The organism is Pseudazoarcus sp. NS20, assembly GCF_059703745.1.
This window is the reverse complement of sequence record NZ_BAAKIY010000001.1, coordinates 412,921-432,039: the sequence shown is the minus strand read 5'-3', so window position 1 is coordinate 432,039 and position 19,119 is coordinate 412,921. Positions and strand designations below refer to the sequence as shown.

Below are 19,119 nucleotides of genomic sequence, written 5' to 3'. Positions count from 1 at the left end.
CGCGGCTTGGTTCCGCAGCAGCCGGATCAACGGCACGCCTGAGTGGCGATCGGCAGCTTCGGATCCAGGGCGCGATATCCCCGCGACAACATGCCGGGGGCTGACTCGGGCGCCACCGTCAGTACCCATACATCACCCGTGCTGCCGCCGCATACGGCGGGGTACACATTGCCGTCCGTGCCGCATTGCGCCTTGGATACGCCGATGCCGGCTTGCTTCAACGCCGCTACTTCGGCCTGCAGGCGAGCCGCGCTGAACGATGGCGTCTCGCACTGGCGGGCGCCCGTGTGCTTGAAGAAGTCGGTCGGTGCCGGTGTAGCGTCCGGCGTCGCGACGCTGGCGCAGCCACCTGCCAAGGCCAGAGCGCAGGCTGCCAGCAGGCGGAGTGTTCGGTTCGAGCGCATGTGATGAGGGTTCCCGCATTGTTCGGCGTCACGCCGCTGAGACGGCATCGTACCAAGCATTCGTCATGTCTCCGCCGATAGGCCTCGAACTTGCTTTGGAGGAGGGCAGAGCCGAAAACGGGCTCACCGTTTCCCCACGCGTGCCGACAGGCAGGAGCAAACCCTATGAACTCGCACGAACGCATGCCCACCTGGCTTGAGCTCACGGTGGCGGCCGTGCACGGGCAGGTTGATGAAGTCGGCCTGCACCGGGTTGGGGACTGCGGCGACGACTGCATGACCTTGTCGCTGCATGGTGGCGTTTTGCGTGATGGAGAGGGGCGCAGCACGGTATTTCGCTCCCCGGCCGCGGCGCAGCGTTTTCTCGAGTGTTGCGGTGGGCCGGCCGCGCTCGGCGAGGTGTCGGAGCCGGTCGTCGAAGTGCTCGAGAGCGACGTCGCATTGCGCTGTTTCGACCTCGCCCGCAATGGTCGACTGGTGAAGTGCAAAGGGTGCAACCAGGGGCGCGCGAGCTGACGCCAACGGGCGTTTTTTACATTGCCGTGCACGCTTTGCACGGTTTCCGCATGAGGCGCGGCGCACGCCGCGAGGGTCTCGCAGGGCGCGAGGTGTGCCCGGATCGATCCGGCTTTGCGGTGGCGAGTTGCAGACAATTTCCAGGGAGATGACATGGATATTTCATACGCCCTTCGTGTGGCGCCGGGTACGCCCGGTACCGGTCACGAGCTCGGTTGGCAGGCGTTGTCGCCCGAGCGGCAGACCGCGCCCGTGACCTTGGCTTCCCTCCCGACGCTGATGTTGGCCGATGGCTGGAGCGCCTTTCTGAACGAACACGAGCGAGCTGCTCCGCGCTTGTGCCGTAGCCAGTTGCAGAGCGAAGTGTTGCTTCCGTACCTGCGCGCGCGTCGCTGGCTGGGTGATGTGAGTCACACCGCAATCGGGGTCGAGGTGCGTGAAGAGCAGGAGTGGCGTACCGCGCTGGGGAGCTGGTTGCTCACAGTGCTCGACGTGCACCTTCCCGAAGGTGAGCCACAGCGCTGCTTCCTGCCGCTGGCGGTGGTGTGGGCGGAGCACGGTGACCTTCCCGCCGAGCATGTCGGCGCACATGCACTGGCGCATGTGCGCGAACGGGCGCGTGTCGGGGTGTTGTACGACGCCTTTGCCGACCCCGGCTTCTGCCGCGCTCTGCTGCTGGCCATGGCCGATGGTGAGGCCTTGCCGTTGGGGAGCGGCCGCGTGTGTTTCGACGCGAAGGTTGATCGCGCCGCGCTGATGCAGGCCGTCACGCATGCGGCGCGGCTGCCCGAGCGGGAGCGACGCAACACTGGCGTGTTCTTCGGCGACAGCCTGCATCTCAAGGGCTACCGGTGCCTGCAGGCAGGTGTCAATCCGGAAGCCGAGCTCGGACACTTTCTGGAGCGTGCCGGCTTTGCGGAGCACATCGGGGTCGTCGGGGCGGCTGACTATGTCGATGCGGCGGGGACGCGTGCCGCGCTCCTGCTGGCCCGGCCTTCGTTCGAACAGCGCGGCAACGCCTGGGAGTACACCTTGGCCCATCTGGTGCGGCGCTGCGACCCCGAGCGGCATTTTCGCGGTGATGCGGTCGAGGATGAAGCGGAGCACAGGTACCAGTCGCACATGACGGCCCTCGGGCGGCGTCTTGGCGAACTCCACACTGCACTGGCGTGTGACGCCAACGATGCGGCCTTCAGCCCGCAGCCGATCACGCACGAAGACGCCACGCGCTGGCGTGCCCAGGTGATGGCTGATCTGGCGGATGTTCTTGACCGTCTGCAGGGCGGTCGGGCGATGCTGAGCGGTCAGACCGGGGCCTTGGCGGATGCCGTGCTGGCCGCACGCACGCCGCTGGGGGATGTGCTCGCCGGGCTCGACCTCGACCCGCAGGGCCTGAGCAAGACGCGCCATCATGCGGATCTGCAGCTTGCCCAGGTGCTGCTGCTGGGCGACGGGCAGGTGCTCATGGACTTCGAGAGCGAGGCGTTCTGCGAGGTCGCTGCGCGGCGCGAAAAGCATGTGCCCTTGCGCGATGTGGCGAGCGTGCTGCGCTCGCTCGATCACGCCGCGCGCGTCGTCGACATGCATGCCCGTCAGCAGTGGCCGGAGCAGGCCGCGGCGTGCTCGGGCACCTTGCGGGCATGGCAGCAGCGCAGCGTCCGTAATCTGCTCGAGGCGTACTACGCCGTGTTGCCGCCTGCGGCCGGCACGGCCGGTTTCGTCGCGCTATTCGAGTTTGCCCGGCTGCTCGACGAATTGCGGCATGCACTCGCGCACCGGCCCGACGACCTGCGCCTGCCGCTTGCGGCGCTGGCCGAACGGGCGGCAGGCCACGAGCCTCAAGCCGACGCGACTGAACCTTCCCCCTGCGACGTGTAAGACCTGCACGCTGCAGGCGGCGACGTCGGGGGTGGATGCGGGAACGGGGCTTGCACGTTGCGCAGGCAGGCATCCAGTTGAAGGAGACCGTCATGACACAAGAGCTTCCCGATAACAGCGCCGACGTGCAGCCCGGCTTGGTCAACCATTCCAGCGATCCAGCCCGGCCCGTGTGCGGCGCTCCGGCCGATTGTCTGGCCATGCTGCTGGCCGCCGGCCGCTGCTGCGTGAGTGCTCACCCGTGGCTGGCACTCGGTGCAGGCGTCGCGCTGGGTCTGGTGATGGGGGCGTCGGCGAGCCGGCGCTGCGCCCGCCAGCATGCGCGCCGTGTCCCGCGCGATACGGAGGCCTCGCAATGAGTGAATCGACCCACGACCGCAGCCCGCCGCCTCAGCACCAGGATCGTCAGCCCGGCCACGAGAGCCAGATGAACCCGCCGCCGCGCGACGAAATGCGTGGCTATGTCGGCAGCGGCAAGCTGACCGGCAAGATCGCGCTGATTACCGGCGGCGACAGCGGCATCGGCCGCGCGGTGGCGATCGCCTTCGCCAAAGAAGGGGCCGATGTGGTGATCGCCTATCTGGATGAGCACGAAGACGCCGAGCACACGCGTGCGCAGGTGGAGGCCGCAGGCCGACGCTGCATGTTGCTTTCCGGCGACATCGGGGACGAGGCGTTCACGAAGGAACTGGTGGAGGCTACCGTGGGCGAACTCGGCGGGCTGGACGTGCTGGTGAACAACGCTGCCGAGCAGCATCCGCAGGACAGCCTGACGGAGGTCAGCCGCGCGCAGGTCGAGCGCACTTTCCGCACCAACATCATTGGCATGATCGACCTGTGCCGGCATGCCCTGCCGCACCTCAAGGCGGGCAGTTGCATCATCAACACCACGTCGGTGACGGCCTATCGCGGCAGCGCCAAGCTCATCGACTACGCCGCCACCAAGGGCGCCATCGTGGCGTTCACGCGTTCGCTCGCGCAATCGGTGGCAGGCGACGGCATTCGCGTCAATGGCGTGGCACCGGGGCCGGTATGGACGCCGCTGATTCCCGCGTCGTTCGATGCCGAGACGGTGGCACATTTCGGTGAAGGCCAGCCACTGGGCGATCGACCCGGCCAGCCCGACGAGATTGCGCCGAGCTTCGTATTCCTCGCCAGCGCCGGCGCCAGTTACATGACCGGGCAGGTGCTGCATCCCAACGGCGGCGAAATCATCAACGGCTGAGGGCGCCATGACGCCCTCGCCGTGACAGCCGCGGGCTTCACGAAGCGAGTGGTGCAGCCTGCAGCAGCGCCGGTACTTCCGCACGTTCGGTACATCGCCAGCCCGCTTCACGGAGTGCAAACACCAGTTTGTTTGCGGGCGCGAGTGTCTGGGCTTCGACCCGATGCTGCTCGCCGAGCGCTTTCAGTACCTCGCAGCGCAACTGCATCGAGCCGGTTTCGGGCAGCCGGGTGGTGCCGCACTCGCATGTCTGTACGGTGCCCGTTTCGAGACCGAGCAGGCGATCAAGCTGTGCCGGGGCGAGTGCGATGAACTGACGCAGGTAGCGGATGCCGTCCGCTGAAAGCAGATGGCGTGCGTGGCACAACTCCAGCGCCACGGCACGGCTCAGGCCATCCGGGTCGAGCGGGTGCGGCTCACCATCGAGGATTTCGTAGCCGTTCTGCAGCCACAGGTTTTCAAGGCCGTAGAGGCGTTTCTTGCGCATGGATTGCCTTCTGTGCGGATGCGACGCCGGTCGAGACAGCAAGTGGCGTTCCAGGCCGAAGGCACGGCCCACCCGGCGCCCCGCTGCCGAGCCTGCTTCATGAGCGGCAACGCAGGGGTGCAGGCACGTGTTACAGGTTGGGGTCGTGGTCTTCGGCGCTGCCGACATCCAGACGACCGTCGCGGGTGTGGCGGCCCGCCGGAGCATTCACCGTCGCCAACTGTTCGCGCATGCGCTCGCCCAGTGCCTGAATATCGAGGTCCAGTTCGTGCGCCATCGGAAAAAGGGTGTCCTTGACCTGCGTGATGTGCTGCAGCAGGTGATCTGCCAAGCTGTCGAAGGCGCCTCGGAAGTGACCGTTGGGCGCTTCGCCGTCATCCACGTCGGGGGCGGAGCGGGCCAGCTTTTCAGCACGCTCGAGCAATCGATACAGAATTTCGTGGCCGGTGCGGGCGTGTCCGATGCACGCTTCGTCGGCGCCGGCCTTCAGCAGGGCGGGGTAGAAAACCTCGCTCTCCATGCGGGTGATGCGCGTCAGACGACGGCGCAGTTCGGGCAAGGCCGCACGCAGGGCCAGATCATCCTCCGGCAGGCGCGCCGGGATGCTGCTGCCGGCCGCCGTATAGTCGGCCATGCGCGCGCTGACCAGCAGGTCGTGCAGGGCCTCGTGCCCGTTGTGCAGGTGTTCGAGGGCGTCGGTGCTGTGCGCTGTATTCATGTCGTCTCCTTTCGGCTGTGCGTCGGAATGACACGTGTCGCAGCTAACCGCAGCTGCACAGTCGTGACCGCAAGGAACGTGCCGGGTCTGCAGCCTCACCTAGCCTGCTGATGCGGTATTTGGGCCGGAAGGATTTACACCGCTGACGTAAGAAATACGCGTTTGCGGCGCGCACCGTCTGTGTCCGATCCGATGCGTTCGCCCATGCGCGCTGCGGGCCGTATGCCGGGTGGGGGGCGGCGCGTCGGTCTCCGGGTCGAACGGATCCTGCAAAGGCGGGTTGGAGGGGCTCGGGTCGGGTCGCGGATCGGGCACGGGCGCCGGATCGGGGTTCGGACCGGGGCGCGGTATCGGCTGATGGCCCGCGGGTGCGTGGGGTGCACCGTAAGTGGTTCGTGTGCGCATGGTGTTCTCCTTGACGGTCGGGTGGGTACTCCCGCAAGTGGTGTGCCCAGCACGCACGGGAATGCGGCTTGCAGCCGGGCTGGTGGGCGGGCGCCGTCCGCCGCATACATCAGGAGGAAAACCATGCAAGTCCGTGAAGCCATGACCAGGGACGTCAAGCTGGTCAATCCCGAACAACCCCTGCACGAGGCCGCCCGCATGATGGCCGATTGCGATCTCGGCTCCCTGCCGGTCGGCCAGAACGACCGCCTGGTGGGAATGGTCACCGACCGCGACATTGCCATTCGTGGCGTTGCTGCCGGCAAGTCGGCCAACGCGCCGGTAAGCGAGGTGATGAGCCGCGAGGTGAAGTACTGCTTCGAGGACGACGACCTCGACGACGTCGCCGGAAACATGGGCGACATCCAGCTGCACAGGCTGGTGGTGCTCGACCACGACAAGAAGCTGGTCGGCATCCTTGCGCTTGCCGACCTCGTCAACAGCGAGGACGAACACACGGCCGGTCATGCCCTGCGCGGCATTGCCGCCCGCTCGGGCGAGGCTGCCGCCTCGCCCAGCCCGTCCGGCCGCAACTGAGCCGATCCATCCACCTGCCCCGTCACGCCTTCGCCGGCCCGGCCGGTCGCGTGCGGGGCTGGGGTTGCTGCGGGCACGCCGATTGCTGGCCAGGTGCCGTAGCCGACCCCCACAACCACAGGAGCATGACCATGCTGTACTACTCAGTAGTGTTTCTCGTCATCGCACTCGTCGCAGCGCTGTTCGGCTTCGGTGGCATCGCCTCCGGTGCTGCCGGGATCGCCAAGATCCTGTTCTACATCTTCGTCGTGATCTTCCTCGCATCGCTCGTTCTCGGGTTGGTGCAGGGGTAGCGGGGCGTGCGCCCTTGTGGCGCCGCTGCTGCATGTTCAAGTCGGCCCGATGCGTTCGGGCCGTTTGTGATTTCCGCGCGGTTGCGGTCGCCCGCGCGGGAGCAGCCCGGATGTGCGACGGATGTACATCCAGGCTGGATGGCCGGCCCGCCGACGAGCGTCGGCAGGCCGGCAGTGATCGACTATCCACCCTAGAGGAGTACCCAAAAATGATGAACCGACGCTCCATGCTGCGCGCCGCTGCCGCGGTCGCGATCCTGCCCCTGGCGGCCGCTTGCGCCCCTTCCTCCAAGCGCCAGTCGGCTGGCGAATACATCGACGACGCCAGCATCACCACCCGCGTAAAGGCTAAACTTGCGGAAGATCGCGACGTTCGCGCCCGCGACGTGAATGTCGAAACCTATCAGGGCGTGGTGCAGCTCAGCGGGTTCGTCGGCACGGCTGCCGAATCCCGTCGGGCCGAGGCGCTTACTCGCGAAGTGAAAGGGGTGAAGTCCATTCGCAATGACATACGGATCAAGTCGAACAATTGACCGAAGCCTCACAGGCCTCGGTGGCCTGAGTGTGTGCGCCCTGCTGGCCGGCTGCGTGATGGAGCCGGCCGGTGAGGTGCCGCCCAAACCGGCCGTACCGCAGTTGCTCGAACTGCGGGTGGAAGATGAGCGTGGCCCCATCCCCGCGCCGCAAGCGCAGAAGAAAGTCGAGCAGATCGACCGCGCAGCCGGCGGGCAGGGCTTGCTCGAACTCCATCTGGCGCAAGTTGACCAAGTCGTGGCCGCGCCGCTGGTGCTGGGCAACGACGCCCACCTGCTGATCGACGGCCCGCGCACCAAGGATGCGATGTTCGACGCCATGGCCAAGGCGCGTCGCAGCATCGATCTGCAGTCCTATATCCTCGAACCCGAAGGCTCCGGCGAGCGACTGCTCGAAGTCGTCGAAAAGCGCCGTCCCGACGGCGTTGCCGTGCGCGTGATGTACGACAGCGTCGGCTCCATGAATACCCCGGACGAATACTTCGACAAGCTGCGCGCGCTGGGCGCCGCGGTGTGCGAGTTCAACCCGGTGAACCCGCTCGAAGTGAAGGGCAACCCGGATCTGACCATCAACAACCGCGACCATCGCAAGATTCTGGTGGTGGACACCGAAGTGGCCTTCACCGGCGGCATCAACATCAGCGGCGTCTATAGTGCCGGCTCCTTCGGCAGCCAGCGCAAATCGGATGACCCCGAAGAAGGTTGGCGCGACACCCACGTCGAGGTGCGCGGCCCCATCGTGGCGGGTTTCCAGAGCCTGTTCGATGAAACCTGGACGGATCAGGCCTGTGAGCCGGCGCAAGAGGCGCGCAGCGGTCCGCCGCCCGAGCGCGCAGGCGACATGGCCATGCGCGTGGTCACCGCCGACCCCACCGAGGGCCGCAGCGAACTTTACGTGGCGCTGCTGTCGGCGCTGGAGAACGCCAGCGAACGCGCCTGGCTGACCTACGCCTATTTCGTGCCGGACGAACGCGTCGTGGAGGCGCTCATCGATGCCGCGCGGCGCGGCGTGGACGTGCGCCTGGCGCTGCCCGGTTTCAGCGATTTCTGGGCGCCCTTCCATGCCGGGCGCTCGCATTACGACGATCTGATGGACGCCGGTGTGCGCATTTTCGAGCGCCATGATGCGCTGCTGCACGCCAAGACGGCAGTGATCGACGGGGTGTGGTCCAGCGTGGGCTCGACCAACCTCGACTGGCGCAGCTTCGTGCACAACTACGAGGCCGATGTGCTGGTGCTCGATGCCACGTTCGCGCGCGAAATGGAAGACCTGTTCAAGCGCGACGTCGAGGCCTCGGAAGAGGTGCAGCTCAACGAGTGGAAGCGCCGCGGCCTGCGCCCGCGCTTCCTCGAATGGTTTGCGCGGCGCTGGGAATACCTGCTTTAAGCCGGTCTCAGTTGGTTTTGACTTCCAGCTTCACGCCGGCGGCGTCTTTGCCCGAGGCGCGCTCGGGCGGCCGTACTTCGAGGCGTGAAGCTTCGATACCGTGCTCCGTCAGATAGCCCTGCACGGCTTCGCTGCGGCGTTCGGCGAGTTGCTTCAGCCCGTCGGCCGCCAGCGGTTGGTTCTGCAGCAGTCGGTCGAACAAGGCGCGGTGCAGTGCGGTTTCATTGCCGGCGTCCGGCCCGCGCGCAAACTCCCTGCGGAATTCACTCAAGGCATTCGGGCCGGTCAGGCGCTCGTAGCGGTCGGCTACCGCGCGGCGGATTGCGCCGTTGCTGAAATCGAGCTGGCCGATTGAGCCGCCCTCGGCCGAGGTGCCGGTGCTCTGCGAGATGTCGCCACGCAGCGCCTGCGTGCGCAGCGCGCGGTCGTCGCCCTCGGGAACATAGGTGCCTTGTAGCGTGAGGCGTAGTTGCGGACGCTGTTGCAGGGCTTCGGCGAGGCGCTGAAGCTTCTCTTGCTGGGGTGGCGCCAGGCGGTCGCTGCCGGCTTCGAAGCCGATGTCCTGCAGGCTGTCGTCGTCGCCCCCGCCGACCAGCCCGGCAAGCAGGCGGAAGGGTGCCGTGACCGCGCGCGTGAGCACGTTGCCGATGGCCGAACGCACCACTGCACCGTACTCGAAGCGCGCATCGCTGACATCACCGCGCACTGGCACTTCAAGATGCACGCGTCCGGAGGGGTCGCGCAGCAGCGCCAGCGCCAGCTCCAGCGGCAAGTCCATGGCGCCGGGGGAATCCACGCGCTCACCCAGTTCGAATTCTTCCAGCGTCACGGCGTTGCTGCCGTCGAGCTGCTCGTCGAACACGCGATAGCGCACGGCCAGCCACAGTCGCCCGCGCGCGATCTTGCGGCCGGCGAAGGTGGCGCTGTAGGGCGACAGGCTGGACATCTCGACGTTGTCGAAATTCACGCTCACGTCGGTTAACTGGTTGAGGTCGAAGGGGCGCAGGCGGCCTTCTGCGCGGGCTTCGCCATGCGGCTCGATGAAGCCGCGCGCGTCGATCACCGCCTCGCCATGTTCGGAGTTGTCCACGCCGTGCAGTGCGCCGTTGAGGCGCGTGATCTGCGTCGAAAACGGCAGGATCAGGCTTTCGTCGCTGAAGTCGACGTTGGCCTCGCGGAATTCGATTTTCTCGATGCGCAGCGGAAAGCGTGCGTCGGGGTCGGACGGGCTCTCGGGCGCGGTGGCTTCCCGCTCGCGGGCGATCTGGGCAAGGTTGAACTGGCGGTCGGCATTCACTTGCAGCCGCGCCTCGGGGTGGTCGAGCACCACCGACGACAGCGCGAGGCGGTCCGGCCCCAGCTGCAGCGCTCCGTCGGCCGTTACCGAGCGCGCGGCGAACAGCGATTCGCCGCTTTCGGCCACCTCGAAGCGGATGTCATCCACGCGCGTGCGGCCCTCAGCCTGCATCTGCGGCGAGCCGGCACGGTCGTAATGCAGCTTCAGGTCGCCGCCGAGCTTGCCGCTGACCAGGCGCAGCGTGGTGTGGGCTTCGACCAGCGCCCGTGCCGGCGAAAGCTCGACGCCGTCCACGCGCAGCCGCGCCTGCAGCGTGCTGCCGTCCTGCGCGGCTTGCCCGTCGAGGCGCAGTCGCCCGCCGGAGGCAAGATCGAATTGCGCTTCGAGGCCCATCGGCGCGTCGCCCCCGCTTGCCACCTTGCTCAGCAGCAGGCCACCCCTGGCTTGCAGCTTGACCGGGGTGGCCGCGCGCTGATCATCCAGACCGAGCTGCACGTTTTCGATGACGAGCTGCCCGAGGGCATACGACCAGGGTTCATCCGCCGCATCGGCGCTGGCGGTCGGTCGCCCTTCCTGAGCGGCTTGCGGCACCAGCCCGCCGGGCAGTTGCAGCGTGCCGTCGGGGGTGATGGTGAGGTCGGCGCGGCTGCCCGACAGCATCAGGCGCTCGGCTTCGAGCGCGCGACGCGCGGTGTCGATACGGCCATCTTCGAGGGCGATGCGCTCGACCGTCAGCGGGCTCGCGTCGCCGCCGGCAAAACGCGGTGTCGCCAGGGTGGCGCCCAGCCCCTCGAGACGCACGCCGCCTTCGCCGGTATCGATGTACAGACTGCCGTGCGCATCCACGCGTGCCACGTCGAGCCGGCGTTGCTCGTCTGCGAGTTCGCGGTAGTGCAGCACCAGCGCCTCGAGGCGCGCGTCGGGCAGTTCGATGCGCCACGGAGCGCTGTCTTCGTCTTCCTGCGGCGCGTCATCATCGCGGCGCAGCGCGGCCCAGTCGAGCTGCCCTTCGGCATCCACTTGCAGGCTCAACTCGCCTTCGCGCAGTTGCAGTTCGGGCAGCAGCAATTGACGCTCGGCAAGCGAAAAGCGCCCGCCGCGAGTCGAGCCTTCCTGCAATGCGAGCATGGCCGTCTTGCTGTCGGGGCGCGCGACATGCAGGCCCTCGGCGCCGAGCGCGAGTTGCTCCAGCGTCAGGTCGAAGCCGTCATCCAGCGGTGCGGCGCGGTACTCGGCGCTGGCCGACAGGCGCCCTTGCGGTGGTGCGATGGTCCAGTCGCGCGCGACCAGCGGCCACACGCCATTCACGTCGGCGTCGGCCAGTGCGATGCTGCCTTCGCTGCTGCGCGCGGCTGTGGCCAGACTGCCCTGTGCCACCAGCGTGCCGCCGCCCGGCAGTTCGAGCCCCAGGCGATAACTGCCGGCCGCGTCGTCGGTGCCGGTGGCGAGTTCGCTGCCCTCCAGCGCAATGCCGGTGATGGTGACGGGTGCGTATTCGTCGTCGCGCGTGCGCACCGTGACACGCCCGTCGGTCAGCGCGAAGCGCACCAGGCGTAACCCGGGCAGCGCTGATTCTTCGCCCTCGGCGGGCGCTGCGGGCTCGTCCTGTGTGCGCAATTGCGGCAGCACGAAGCGGCCATCGGTTTCGCGCAGCAGTTCGAGGTGGGGGCGTTCGATCTCGATGGCGGCGAGAGTCCAGCGCCGGGTGAACAGACCGATCCATTCGAGGTTGGCTTCGAGGCGGTCGGCGCTGAAGAGGCGCGTGCCGTCGGGCAGGCTCAGGCTCACTTGGCGCGCTTCGCTGCGCAGCGTGAAGGGATTGAAGCGCAGCGCTTCGGCGTCGAGTTCGAGCCCGAATTGCTCAGCCACGATTGGCGGCAACTGGCGTTGCGCCAGCCACGGCAGCACGGCGAAACCGACCAGCGCATACACCAGCAGCACCCCGCCCGCAGCCAGGGCAATACGAACGGAGCGCCGCTTCAGCGGGGGTGTGGCGGGGGTGTCACCGAGGACGTTCATGGGTCATGCTCCTCCGCGTCCGGCTCTTCGGGAGCGGGCTCGTCTTCTACATACAGTGTGCGCAATAGAACCATACCCGAGGCGACGATGGGTGTCGCGAACACCACACCCAAGGCTCCCAGCAGGGCGCCCAGCAGCACTTGTGAGGCAAGTGTGAGGGCCGGCGGAAGATGCACGCTGCGCTGGTCGATCAGCGGCGACAGGATGTAGCTCTCGGCGGTTTGCACCGCGAGGTACAGCAGCGCCACGTGCAGCGCGGCCTCCGGCCCCAGGGCCATGCCCACCAGCAGTGCCGGCAGGGCCGCCAGCACCGGGCCCACGTAAGGAATGAAGTCGAGCATGAAGGCGATCAGCCCGAGTGCCATGGCCAGCGGAATGTCGAGCATCCACAAGCCCAGGCCGACGGCCAGACCCACCGCCGTCATCTTCACGAAGGTGCCGATCAGCCACCAGCGCAGGGTGAGGTTGAGGTCGTCGAGGATGCCGCCGACGCGCTCGCGCCGCGCGTGCGGGAAAAGCGCCAGCAGCCCGCGCCGATACACGTGCGGGTCGGCTGCGCCGTACAGGCCGATGAAGCCGGTGATGAGCAAGCCGGCCAACGCGCCGAGCGTGGTGGAGAACAGGCCGCCCAGATGGGCACGCCATTCCTGGTCTTCCGGCATCATCAGGCGCAGATTGCGCTCGGACAGCAGGCTGGCGCCCCATTCGTATTCGCGCACTTTCTCGAGCAGCTTCTCCCATGCCTCCGCCATGCGCGGGCCCAGTTGCTCGAACTGGCTGGCGATTTCGGCACCCAGGAACAGCGCCGACAGGCCCAGCAGCGTCACCACCGTCAGTACCACCGTCGCCAGCGCCAGGCGGTCGGGCAGGCCGCTGGCATCGCGCAAGGTGTCGCTGATGCCGCGCAGGAACACGGCCAGCAGCACCCCGGAGAAGATCAGCAACACCACGTCGGCAATCGCCCACATCAACAGCGCGAAGCCGGCCAGCAGGATCACCGTGGCGGCGATGACGATGGATCGATCCGCACGCCGGGCGTCGGCTGCCACGCCCGAACTGGCCGGGCCAAGTGCGCGCGGGCGATGGCGGCGGGGTTGCAGCGAAGGGTGCTTGCTCATGCCGGCCGCCGCTGCGACGGGGTGGTGCGGGGCGGGGCGGATGGTGCGAAAGCGGGCATGAACGAGGTTTCCAGATTGAATCGCGGCGTCACGCTGCAAGCAGCGTGCCTTGCAGGTATGCCGTTTGCTGCGTGTGCACAGGAGCCGTCGTTCGGCGGCTCGACACGACCCGCATCACGACGCGGGCTTGAAGGAGGATTGCCCCATGAAGAAGAGCAGATTTGCAGTCGGCGCGGTGGGTGCTCTGGCATGTGCCGCCCTGATGATTCCGGCAGTGCATGCGCAGACAGACCAACATCGTCGTGATCAACCCTCGGAAGAGCAGCGCAAGGTGGACGAGCGCATGTACGACCGCAAGGACGACAAGGGCGAGGAGCGCGGCGTGCGCGAACGCGCGGGCGATCAGTTGCTTGAAACGCGCGTCAAGACGGCGCTGATTGGCAATGATCAGACCAAGGCCCGCAACATCGAGGTCGAAGTGCGTGACGGCGTGGTGCACCTGCAGGGCCGGGTAGAGTCGGCAGCGGAAGAGCAGGCCGCCGTGCAAGCGGCTAAAGGCATCGACGGTGTGCGTGAAGTGCGCAGCTCACTTACCCACGGTCCGGCTAAATAAGACCTGAAGCGCCCTGTGGGCGCTGAGCAAAGAACAATGCGCCGGTAGCGTTTGCCGGCGCATTGCATTTATTACAGATCAAACGCTTCCCCCTGCAGAAGGGGGCGCGCGGGAGGATGCATGCTTCACTGGGCAGTGGTGTTCTTCATTATTTCGGTGATTGCCGGCGTATTCGGCTTCACCCGTCTTGCGGGGGCGGCCTCGCGCATTGCCCGGGTGTTGTTCTTCATTGCCTTCACCATGTTCGTGCTGATGCTGCTCACGGCCCTCGCGCTGGGAGCCTTGTTCGCGTAGGGCCACGCCTCAGCCCTTGGCAGGGCACGCGAATTTTCTGTGAATCGGGCGGGAGTGCTTCCTGCCCGACAAGAAATCAGCTTGCCCGCCGCGGTTGCTCAGGGCATCTGGGCAACCGTCAAAGGCTCGATGACGTGGTGACCAAGGGCGGAGTAGCGCGCGGCCAAGTTGGGCAGAATGCGCGCCCAGTCGTAGTCTTCGGCCCGCAGTCGGGCGGCATCGCGCAGCGCTTGCAGATCGTCGGCACACAGCCGGCGCACGGCCTGGGCCATGCCTTCGGCGAGGGCGTCGAGATTTTCCGCCGGCACGCTGCTGCCCACGTTGCTGTCCACCACCTCGGCCAGCGCGCCGGCCTGCGCGGCCACCACTGGCACGCCACACGCCATGGCCTCCAGCGCGGCGATGCCGGATGTTTCCTCCGTGCCAGCGTGCACGAACACATCGCAACTGGCGATCACCGCCGCCAGCCGGCTGCTGTCGGCGAAATACGGCACCACCTGCACGGCCGGGTGTTCCGGCATGCGTGTGCCGTTGCCCACCAGAATCAGCTTGTAGCCGGGGCCGAGCTGGTCGAGCATGGCGTACAAGGTGGGCAGATTCTTCTCGGTCGCGAAGCGGCCGGCGAACACCAGCAGGCGTTCACCCGGCCCGGCCCCTAGTCGCAGGCGCCAGCCCTTGCTGGCGGACGATGGGTGAAACGTGATGGTATCCACGCCCAGTGTCTGATGTTGGGCGTGCGGCACGCCCAACTCGATCAGGCGATCGGCCAGGTATTGGCTGGGAGCCAATACGTGGTCGAAGCGGGTGTACAGATTGCGCGCGTACACCTCGGCCAGTTTCTCGGCGGTTTGACCACCCATACGGTTGGCGGAGCGCGAGAAATCGTTGTGGCAGAAGTGCACCACCGGCACGCCAAGCTCCTGCCCGGCATCGAGCGCTCCCCAGGCCAGTTGCCAGTTGTCGGCGGTTTCGATGATGTCCGGCTGCAGTTCCAGCAAGGTGCGGTAGGCACCACCGGTTCCAAGCGGCACGCGCCCGCTGCGCGAGAAGGGCAATGGCAGGCCGGGCAGCTCGACGACTTCGTCATCGAGTTCGTCGGCTTCGGTGCGGCACGGCAGTACCAGCGAATGATGGTAGTCGGGCTGCGCCTGCATCCACAGGCGCTTCTCCTGCAGGTAACGGCGCGCGCCGACGCTGGCGGTCGAGAACGGGCCGACGTCGGCGATGTGCAGGGCGGCGGCGCTCATCGTGCACCCCCGGCACCGAGCAGCCGCGTACCGGGTGCTTGCGGATCGACGTCCGCCCAGTGGCCGTCCTGCCAGTGACCGTGCGTGCGGTCAATCTGCCGTGCCTTGCAGCGTTTGAGGATGCTCACCACCGTCGCCTCGTCGGAGGTGTCGTCCACGCGCACGGCGACGGTGGGGCCGCCACGGGCGACCTCGTGCGGCCCTTGGCGGGCGTGATCGGGCGCCAGCGTGCCCCACATGGCTTCGGTAAGCGCGCCGACGTACGCACTGACGCTGGTGGCGGCGAGTGCACCGACTTCAGTGTCGGGTGTGCCGGCTTCGGCGCGTGCAGCGCGGCTGGCATCCACTTCTGCCGAGGCGTTGCGTGCGGCGTCCAGCGCATCGCTTTGCCCGGCGGCATTGCGGCCGAGCCGGTAGAGGCCTTGCTGGCCCGGCGGGTTGAGGTAGTACGTGGCGTAATCCTGGCTTGCCACCCCCTGGGCAGCCAGACCTGCGGTGGCCTCGTGCAGGTGCGTCATGTCGGCGAAATGCGCGGCGATGATGGTTTGCATGGTGAGTCTCTCCCGAGGTGAATCGCAATGAGGTATCAGGCTGCGCGCCCCGCTACGCGTCGCAACTCGACGCTGGGTACGCGCATCAACGTGCGGTATTTGGTGACGGTGCGTCGAGCCAGTTTCAGACCTTGCTCGGCCAGCAGATGAGCCAGTCGGGCGTCCGACAACGGCGTGCGCGGATCTTCGGCGGCGATCAGCTCTTTCATCAGCGCACGGATGGCGGTGGCCGAGCAGCTGCCGCCGTCGTCGGTGGCGAGCTGGCGCGAGAAGAAGTACTTGAACTCGAACAGTCCCTGCGGCGTGGCCATGTATTTGCCGTTGGTGACGCGGCATACGGTGGATTCGTGCAGGCCCAGTTCGCCGGAGATGTCCTTCAGCGCCATCGGCTTCATCGCCGCCTCGCCGTACATGAAGAACAGCCGCTGGCGCGCCACGATGGCGTCGGCTACGCGCTGGATGGTGGAGAAGCGCTGCTCGACGTTGCGCAGCAGCCAGCGTGCTTCCTGCAGCAGGCGCGAGAACGAAGCGTCGCCGTTACGTTCGGCGGCAATGTCGGCGTAGGCGCGGTTGATGCGCAGGCGTGGCTGCACGGCCGGATTGAGTGTGGCCACCCAGCGCCCTTGCTGTTCGCCGACGATGATGTCGGGCACCACGTAACGCGTGTCGTCGGGCGCGAAGCTGCGTCCCGGCCGCGGTTCGAGCGAGCGGATGAGCGCGCGCGCGCTGTGGAGGTCGGCCTCGCTGCAGCCTAGTTGGTGCTGCAGGCGGATGAATTCGCGCCGCGCCAGCAGCTCGAAATGCGTTTCGGTGAGTTGCAGCGCCAGTTCCAGCGCCGGCGTGTCGGGCGGCAGTGCGTGCAGTTGCAGTTGCAGGCATTCCTGCAACGAACGCGCTGCGATGCCTACGGGGTCGAGCTGCTGCACCAGCTTGAGGGCGGCGCTCAGTTCGCATGCATCGACGCCGTCTTCGGGCGGGATGAGCTCGACCAGTTCTTCCAGCGGTGTGGTGAGGTAACCGGCGTCGCTCAACTCGTCGATGATCATGTGCGTCAGCACACGCTCGCGGTCGCTCATCGGCGACATCGTTAACTGACTGCGCAGATGCTCGCGCAGCGATACGTGGGATTCGGTCCACTCCGTCCAGTCGGTGTCGTCACCGCTGCTGCGCCCGCCGTCGTAACCGGGTACGGGGGCGATTTCCGCAGATGGCGGCGGTGCCGGCGGAGTGGGCGCAGCAGGCGCGGGGGCGTCCGGGTTCTCTTCGAGAAAAGGGTTGCTGATCGCGGCTTGCTCGATTTCCTGCGTGAATTCCTGAGAAGACAGCTGCAGGAGTCGCAAGGCTTGACGGATCTGAGGCGTTATCGCCAAGTGTTGGCGTAAGCGCATCTCCATTCCGAGGCTCATGACATCTCCTTTTCTTCAGCTTGGGTGTGCATGGCGTTGATGGCGGCATCGAAGCCGCGAGTCAGGCACTTTCGCAAGCTTCGTGCCACCACGCGAATTCCCGTGATCAGAGGGATGCAGGGCCGCGCAGGCGTTGTAGAACCGGCACCTTTTACATTCGCTCAGTAAGAAGTTCTTGTTTACGGGGTTGTTCGCGGCGAGCGAGCGAGGGCTTCGATGTGCCCTGTGACTGCTGACATTCAGGCGTCAGGCTGGCACGGGAAAGAGCGGGCACGAAGAATGCTGGGGGCCTTTGCATCGATGCATGCAGCCGTGCCTGACGCGGCGCGGTATCGATCATCTGGGGGAGCATGCAGCCCGCAAGCTCCCGCGCTATGGAGGAACAACCATGAAACCGATACGACTGCGTCATGTGGCCGCCTTGTTGGCCATGAGTGGCTTGCTGGTGGCTTGCGATCGCTCGGCGGACGAGCCCGCCGCCTCGCAACCGGAAAACATGCCTGCGCCCCCGTCCAGCCCGTCCGCTCCGCCGGCAGGTGCCATGCCGCCGCCCACTCCCCCGACCGACAGCCCGGCAGGCGGCCCCAGCGGTGCAGCCCCCTCCAATACGCCGCCGGCCGGCGCCGATTCGTCGGCACCGTCAGGGGCCATGCCCGAAGGCACAGCGCCGGGCACTGCCGAAACCGCTCCGCCCCCCGCGGCATCGCCCGATGCGGGCAGCGGTACTGGGCCGGATGCCGGCACCGCCGCGCCGGACAGCGGCACTGCCCCCGATGAAGCCAACCCCGGGCCCGGTTCGTCGCTTTCCGGCAGCGAATCCGAAGTCAGTCTGCCGGATGCGTCGAAGCGGGCCGGTGTCGTGCACGCCTCCCTGATGCACCCGCGCATCGGCGTGGCCGTGCTCGGCTGACGAGGTCGGAGAGGCGCTGGCGCCGCCATGAATCCGGCGCCGCGCTTCCCGATCCTCGTTTGGAGCGTTGTCGGGCGCCGACTGCCGGCTCTGGCCTCCTGTCGTGATGGCATCGGCCGATGGTCGGGGCGCGTTGCCTTCACGCCGCGAGACGACGCAGTCAATACGCAGGCTTTTGACTACGGCCAACCATGAGGAGGCGGCCCGCGTCGCATTGCACGCGCGGGCTGCGGGCTGCCCGGTCAGTTTCCCGCTGCGGCGTGATTCCACGCAGCCCGGGCGGCCCCGAGCATCGGCAGATGCCGGTCGGTGACGAGATAGATGGGGAGAGTGGCAGCGAGGCGGCTGTGAGGCCCCTTGTCACGAAAAGCGGCAAGGAAAGGCGCCGCTGAGTTCTGCAGCAGACGCGATGCCACGCTGCCGGTGACGAACACGCCCCCGCGGGCCAGCACGCTCAGTGCATGGTCGCCGGCAACTGCGCCGAACGCATCCAGGAAAATCGACAGCGCCTTGCGGGCGTCACCCTCGCCAGCCTGCGCGCGCTCCCAAACGGCTTCGCCGTCCAGATCGTCCGCCGCGCGCCCGCGCTTCATCCATTCATAGGCGCGTACCAGACCCGGGCCCGAGATCACGTGCTCGGCACTGACGCGTCCGAGGTGTTCCTGCAGGTGTAGCCAGAGTCCAGCCTGACGTGTGGAACGCGGCGAAAATCCGATGTGCCCGCCTTCACCTGCAACCACCTTGGCGCCGTCGTCTGTGCGCACGCGGTAGGCCACGCCCAGGCCCGAGCCCGCACCGATCACAAGTTGCGGAAAATCCGGGTCGTCCTTGCCGCGCTGCAGGGTCAGCAAACCATCGGGGGCGAGATCGTCAATGCCGTGTGCATTGGCTTCGAAGTCGTTGAGCAGGCACACCGGAGCCCCTCCGAGCACGGCCTTGAGCGAGGCTGAACTGAGATGCCAGTCCAGGTTGGTCATGCGCACGCCGGTCGGCCCCTTCGGCCCGGCAACGCCGAAGCCGGCGGCCTCGAGCTGCATGGCGCGACCAGTGGCGGCGCCGGCCGCATTCAGAAAGTCGTCGATCAAATCTTCAAAGTTCGGCCAGTCCCGGTTTTCGTAACGTTGCACGAATCCGATGCGAAAGCCGTCATCCATTTTCTCGGCCAGTCCGAGCAGACTTTTGGTGGCACCGATGTCACCGCACAGGATCATATTTTTCTCCTTGTTCTCCCTTCATCCGACG

At 66.9% G+C, this 19,119-nt stretch carries 20 protein-coding genes; 11 read left to right on the top strand and 9 right to left on the bottom strand.

The window, feature by feature from the left end:
* Positions 1-26: 26 nt before the first annotated feature.
* Entirely contained in the window at positions 27-404 is a 378-nt protein-coding gene (locus AC6H0W_RS02115) for a hypothetical protein (protein ID WP_497575459.1), read from the bottom strand.
* A 165-nt stretch (positions 405-569) separates the two neighbouring features.
* Here AC6H0W_RS02115 and AC6H0W_RS02110 point away from each other — a divergent pair, with 165 nt between their 5' ends.
* The 4 genes from AC6H0W_RS02110 to AC6H0W_RS02095 all read left to right on the top strand — a co-directional run bounded on the left by AC6H0W_RS02110 (position 570) and on the right by AC6H0W_RS02095 (position 4,023).
* On the top strand, positions 570-920 hold the full coding sequence (locus tag AC6H0W_RS02110; protein WP_497575458.1) for a hypothetical protein: 351 nt from the start codon (positions 570-572) through the stop codon (positions 918-920).
* A gap of 153 nt (positions 921-1,073) precedes the next feature.
* On the top strand, positions 1,074-2,798 hold the full coding sequence (locus tag AC6H0W_RS02105; protein ID WP_497575457.1) for a hypothetical protein: 1,725 nt from the start codon (positions 1,074-1,076) through the stop codon (positions 2,796-2,798).
* Between the two features lie 92 nt (positions 2,799-2,890).
* On the top strand, positions 2,891-3,157 hold the full coding sequence (locus tag AC6H0W_RS02100) for a hypothetical protein (protein WP_497575456.1): 267 nt from the start codon (positions 2,891-2,893) through the stop codon (positions 3,155-3,157).
* Positions 3,154-4,023 (top strand): SDR family oxidoreductase, encoded by an 870-nt coding sequence (locus AC6H0W_RS02095; protein WP_497575455.1) that lies wholly within the window; start codon positions 3,154-3,156, stop codon positions 4,021-4,023. The genes AC6H0W_RS02100 and AC6H0W_RS02095 overlap by 4 nt, the downstream gene beginning before the upstream one ends.
* 37 nt (positions 4,024-4,060) lie before the next feature.
* On the opposite strand, the gene AC6H0W_RS02090 is transcribed toward AC6H0W_RS02095, so the two are convergent.
* The gene (locus AC6H0W_RS02090) at positions 4,061-4,510 is read right to left on the bottom strand and encodes a hypothetical protein (protein WP_497575454.1); all 450 of its coding nucleotides are present in this window, start codon (positions 4,508-4,510) and stop codon (positions 4,061-4,063) included.
* A gap of 130 nt (positions 4,511-4,640) precedes the next feature.
* Positions 4,641-5,228 (bottom strand): hemerythrin domain-containing protein, encoded by a 588-nt coding sequence (locus AC6H0W_RS02085; protein WP_497575453.1) that lies wholly within the window; start codon positions 5,226-5,228, stop codon positions 4,641-4,643.
* 528 nt (positions 5,229-5,756) lie between these two features.
* Here AC6H0W_RS02085 and AC6H0W_RS02080 point away from each other — a divergent pair.
* The 4 genes from AC6H0W_RS02080 (at position 5,757) to AC6H0W_RS02065 (ending at position 8,422) form a co-directional block, all read left to right on the top strand.
* Positions 5,757-6,209 carry a CBS domain-containing protein gene (locus tag AC6H0W_RS02080; RefSeq protein ID WP_497575452.1) on the top strand — a complete coding sequence of 151 codons (453 nt, stop codon included), beginning with the start codon at positions 5,757-5,759 and terminating at the stop codon, positions 6,207-6,209.
* 131 nt (positions 6,210-6,340) lie between these two features.
* The gene (locus tag AC6H0W_RS02075; protein WP_497575451.1) at positions 6,341-6,502 is read left to right on the top strand and encodes a DUF1328 domain-containing protein; all 162 of its coding nucleotides are present in this window, start codon (positions 6,341-6,343) and stop codon (positions 6,500-6,502) included.
* Between the two features lie 209 nt (positions 6,503-6,711).
* Entirely contained in the window at positions 6,712-7,035 is a 324-nt protein-coding gene (locus AC6H0W_RS02070; protein WP_497575450.1) for a BON domain-containing protein, read from the top strand.
* 31 nt (positions 7,036-7,066) lie between these two features.
* Positions 7,067-8,422, top strand: a complete 1,356-nt coding sequence (locus AC6H0W_RS02065; protein WP_497575449.1) for a phospholipase D-like domain-containing protein — start codon at positions 7,067-7,069, stop codon at positions 8,420-8,422.
* A 7-nt stretch (positions 8,423-8,429) separates the two neighbouring features.
* On the opposite strand, the gene AC6H0W_RS02060 is transcribed toward AC6H0W_RS02065, so the two are convergent.
* Positions 8,430-11,738, bottom strand: coding sequence for a DUF748 domain-containing protein (locus AC6H0W_RS02060; protein ID WP_497575448.1), 3,309 nt, complete (start codon positions 11,736-11,738; stop codon positions 8,430-8,432).
* Positions 11,735-12,856: an AI-2E family transporter gene (locus tag AC6H0W_RS02055; RefSeq protein WP_497575447.1), complete on the bottom strand. Its 1,122-nt coding sequence runs from the start codon at positions 12,854-12,856 to the stop codon at positions 11,735-11,737. Before AC6H0W_RS02055 ends, AC6H0W_RS02060 begins: the two co-directional genes overlap by 4 nt.
* A gap of 205 nt (positions 12,857-13,061) precedes the next feature.
* Between AC6H0W_RS02055 and AC6H0W_RS02050 the strand changes: the two genes are divergently transcribed.
* Both AC6H0W_RS02050 and AC6H0W_RS02045 read left to right on the top strand, forming a co-directional pair.
* Positions 13,062-13,469, top strand: coding sequence for a BON domain-containing protein (locus tag AC6H0W_RS02050; protein ID WP_497575446.1), 408 nt, complete (start codon positions 13,062-13,064; stop codon positions 13,467-13,469).
* Between the two features lie 120 nt (positions 13,470-13,589).
* Positions 13,590-13,763: a DUF1328 domain-containing protein gene (locus tag AC6H0W_RS02045; RefSeq protein ID WP_497575445.1), complete on the top strand. Its 174-nt coding sequence runs from the start codon at positions 13,590-13,592 to the stop codon at positions 13,761-13,763.
* Positions 13,764-13,861: 98 nt separating this feature from the next.
* On the opposite strand, the gene AC6H0W_RS02040 is transcribed toward AC6H0W_RS02045, so the two are convergent.
* From AC6H0W_RS02040 to rpoN, 3 genes are read right to left on the bottom strand one after another with little or no spacing between them, the layout of a single operon-like run.
* Positions 13,862-15,010: a glycosyltransferase gene (locus AC6H0W_RS02040; protein ID WP_497575444.1), complete on the bottom strand. Its 1,149-nt coding sequence runs from the start codon at positions 15,008-15,010 to the stop codon at positions 13,862-13,864.
* A complete protein-coding gene (locus AC6H0W_RS02035; RefSeq protein ID WP_497575443.1) occupies positions 15,007-15,561 on the bottom strand; it encodes a hypothetical protein in 555 nt (184 codons plus the stop codon). The genes AC6H0W_RS02040 and AC6H0W_RS02035 overlap by 4 nt, the downstream gene beginning before the upstream one ends.
* 35 nt (positions 15,562-15,596) lie before the next feature.
* The gene (gene rpoN, locus AC6H0W_RS02030; RefSeq protein ID WP_497575442.1) at positions 15,597-16,967 is read right to left on the bottom strand and encodes an RNA polymerase factor sigma-54; all 1,371 of its coding nucleotides are present in this window, start codon (positions 16,965-16,967) and stop codon (positions 15,597-15,599) included.
* Between the two features lie 388 nt (positions 16,968-17,355).
* Here rpoN and AC6H0W_RS02025 point away from each other — a divergent pair, with 388 nt between their 5' ends.
* A complete protein-coding gene (locus AC6H0W_RS02025) occupies positions 17,356-17,877 on the top strand; it encodes a hypothetical protein (protein WP_497575441.1) in 522 nt (173 codons plus the stop codon).
* A gap of 242 nt (positions 17,878-18,119) precedes the next feature.
* On the opposite strand, the gene AC6H0W_RS02020 is transcribed toward AC6H0W_RS02025, so the two are convergent.
* On the bottom strand, positions 18,120-19,088 hold the full coding sequence (locus AC6H0W_RS02020; protein WP_497575440.1) for a glucokinase: 969 nt from the start codon (positions 19,086-19,088) through the stop codon (positions 18,120-18,122).
* Between the last annotated feature and the right edge of the window lie 31 nt (positions 19,089-19,119).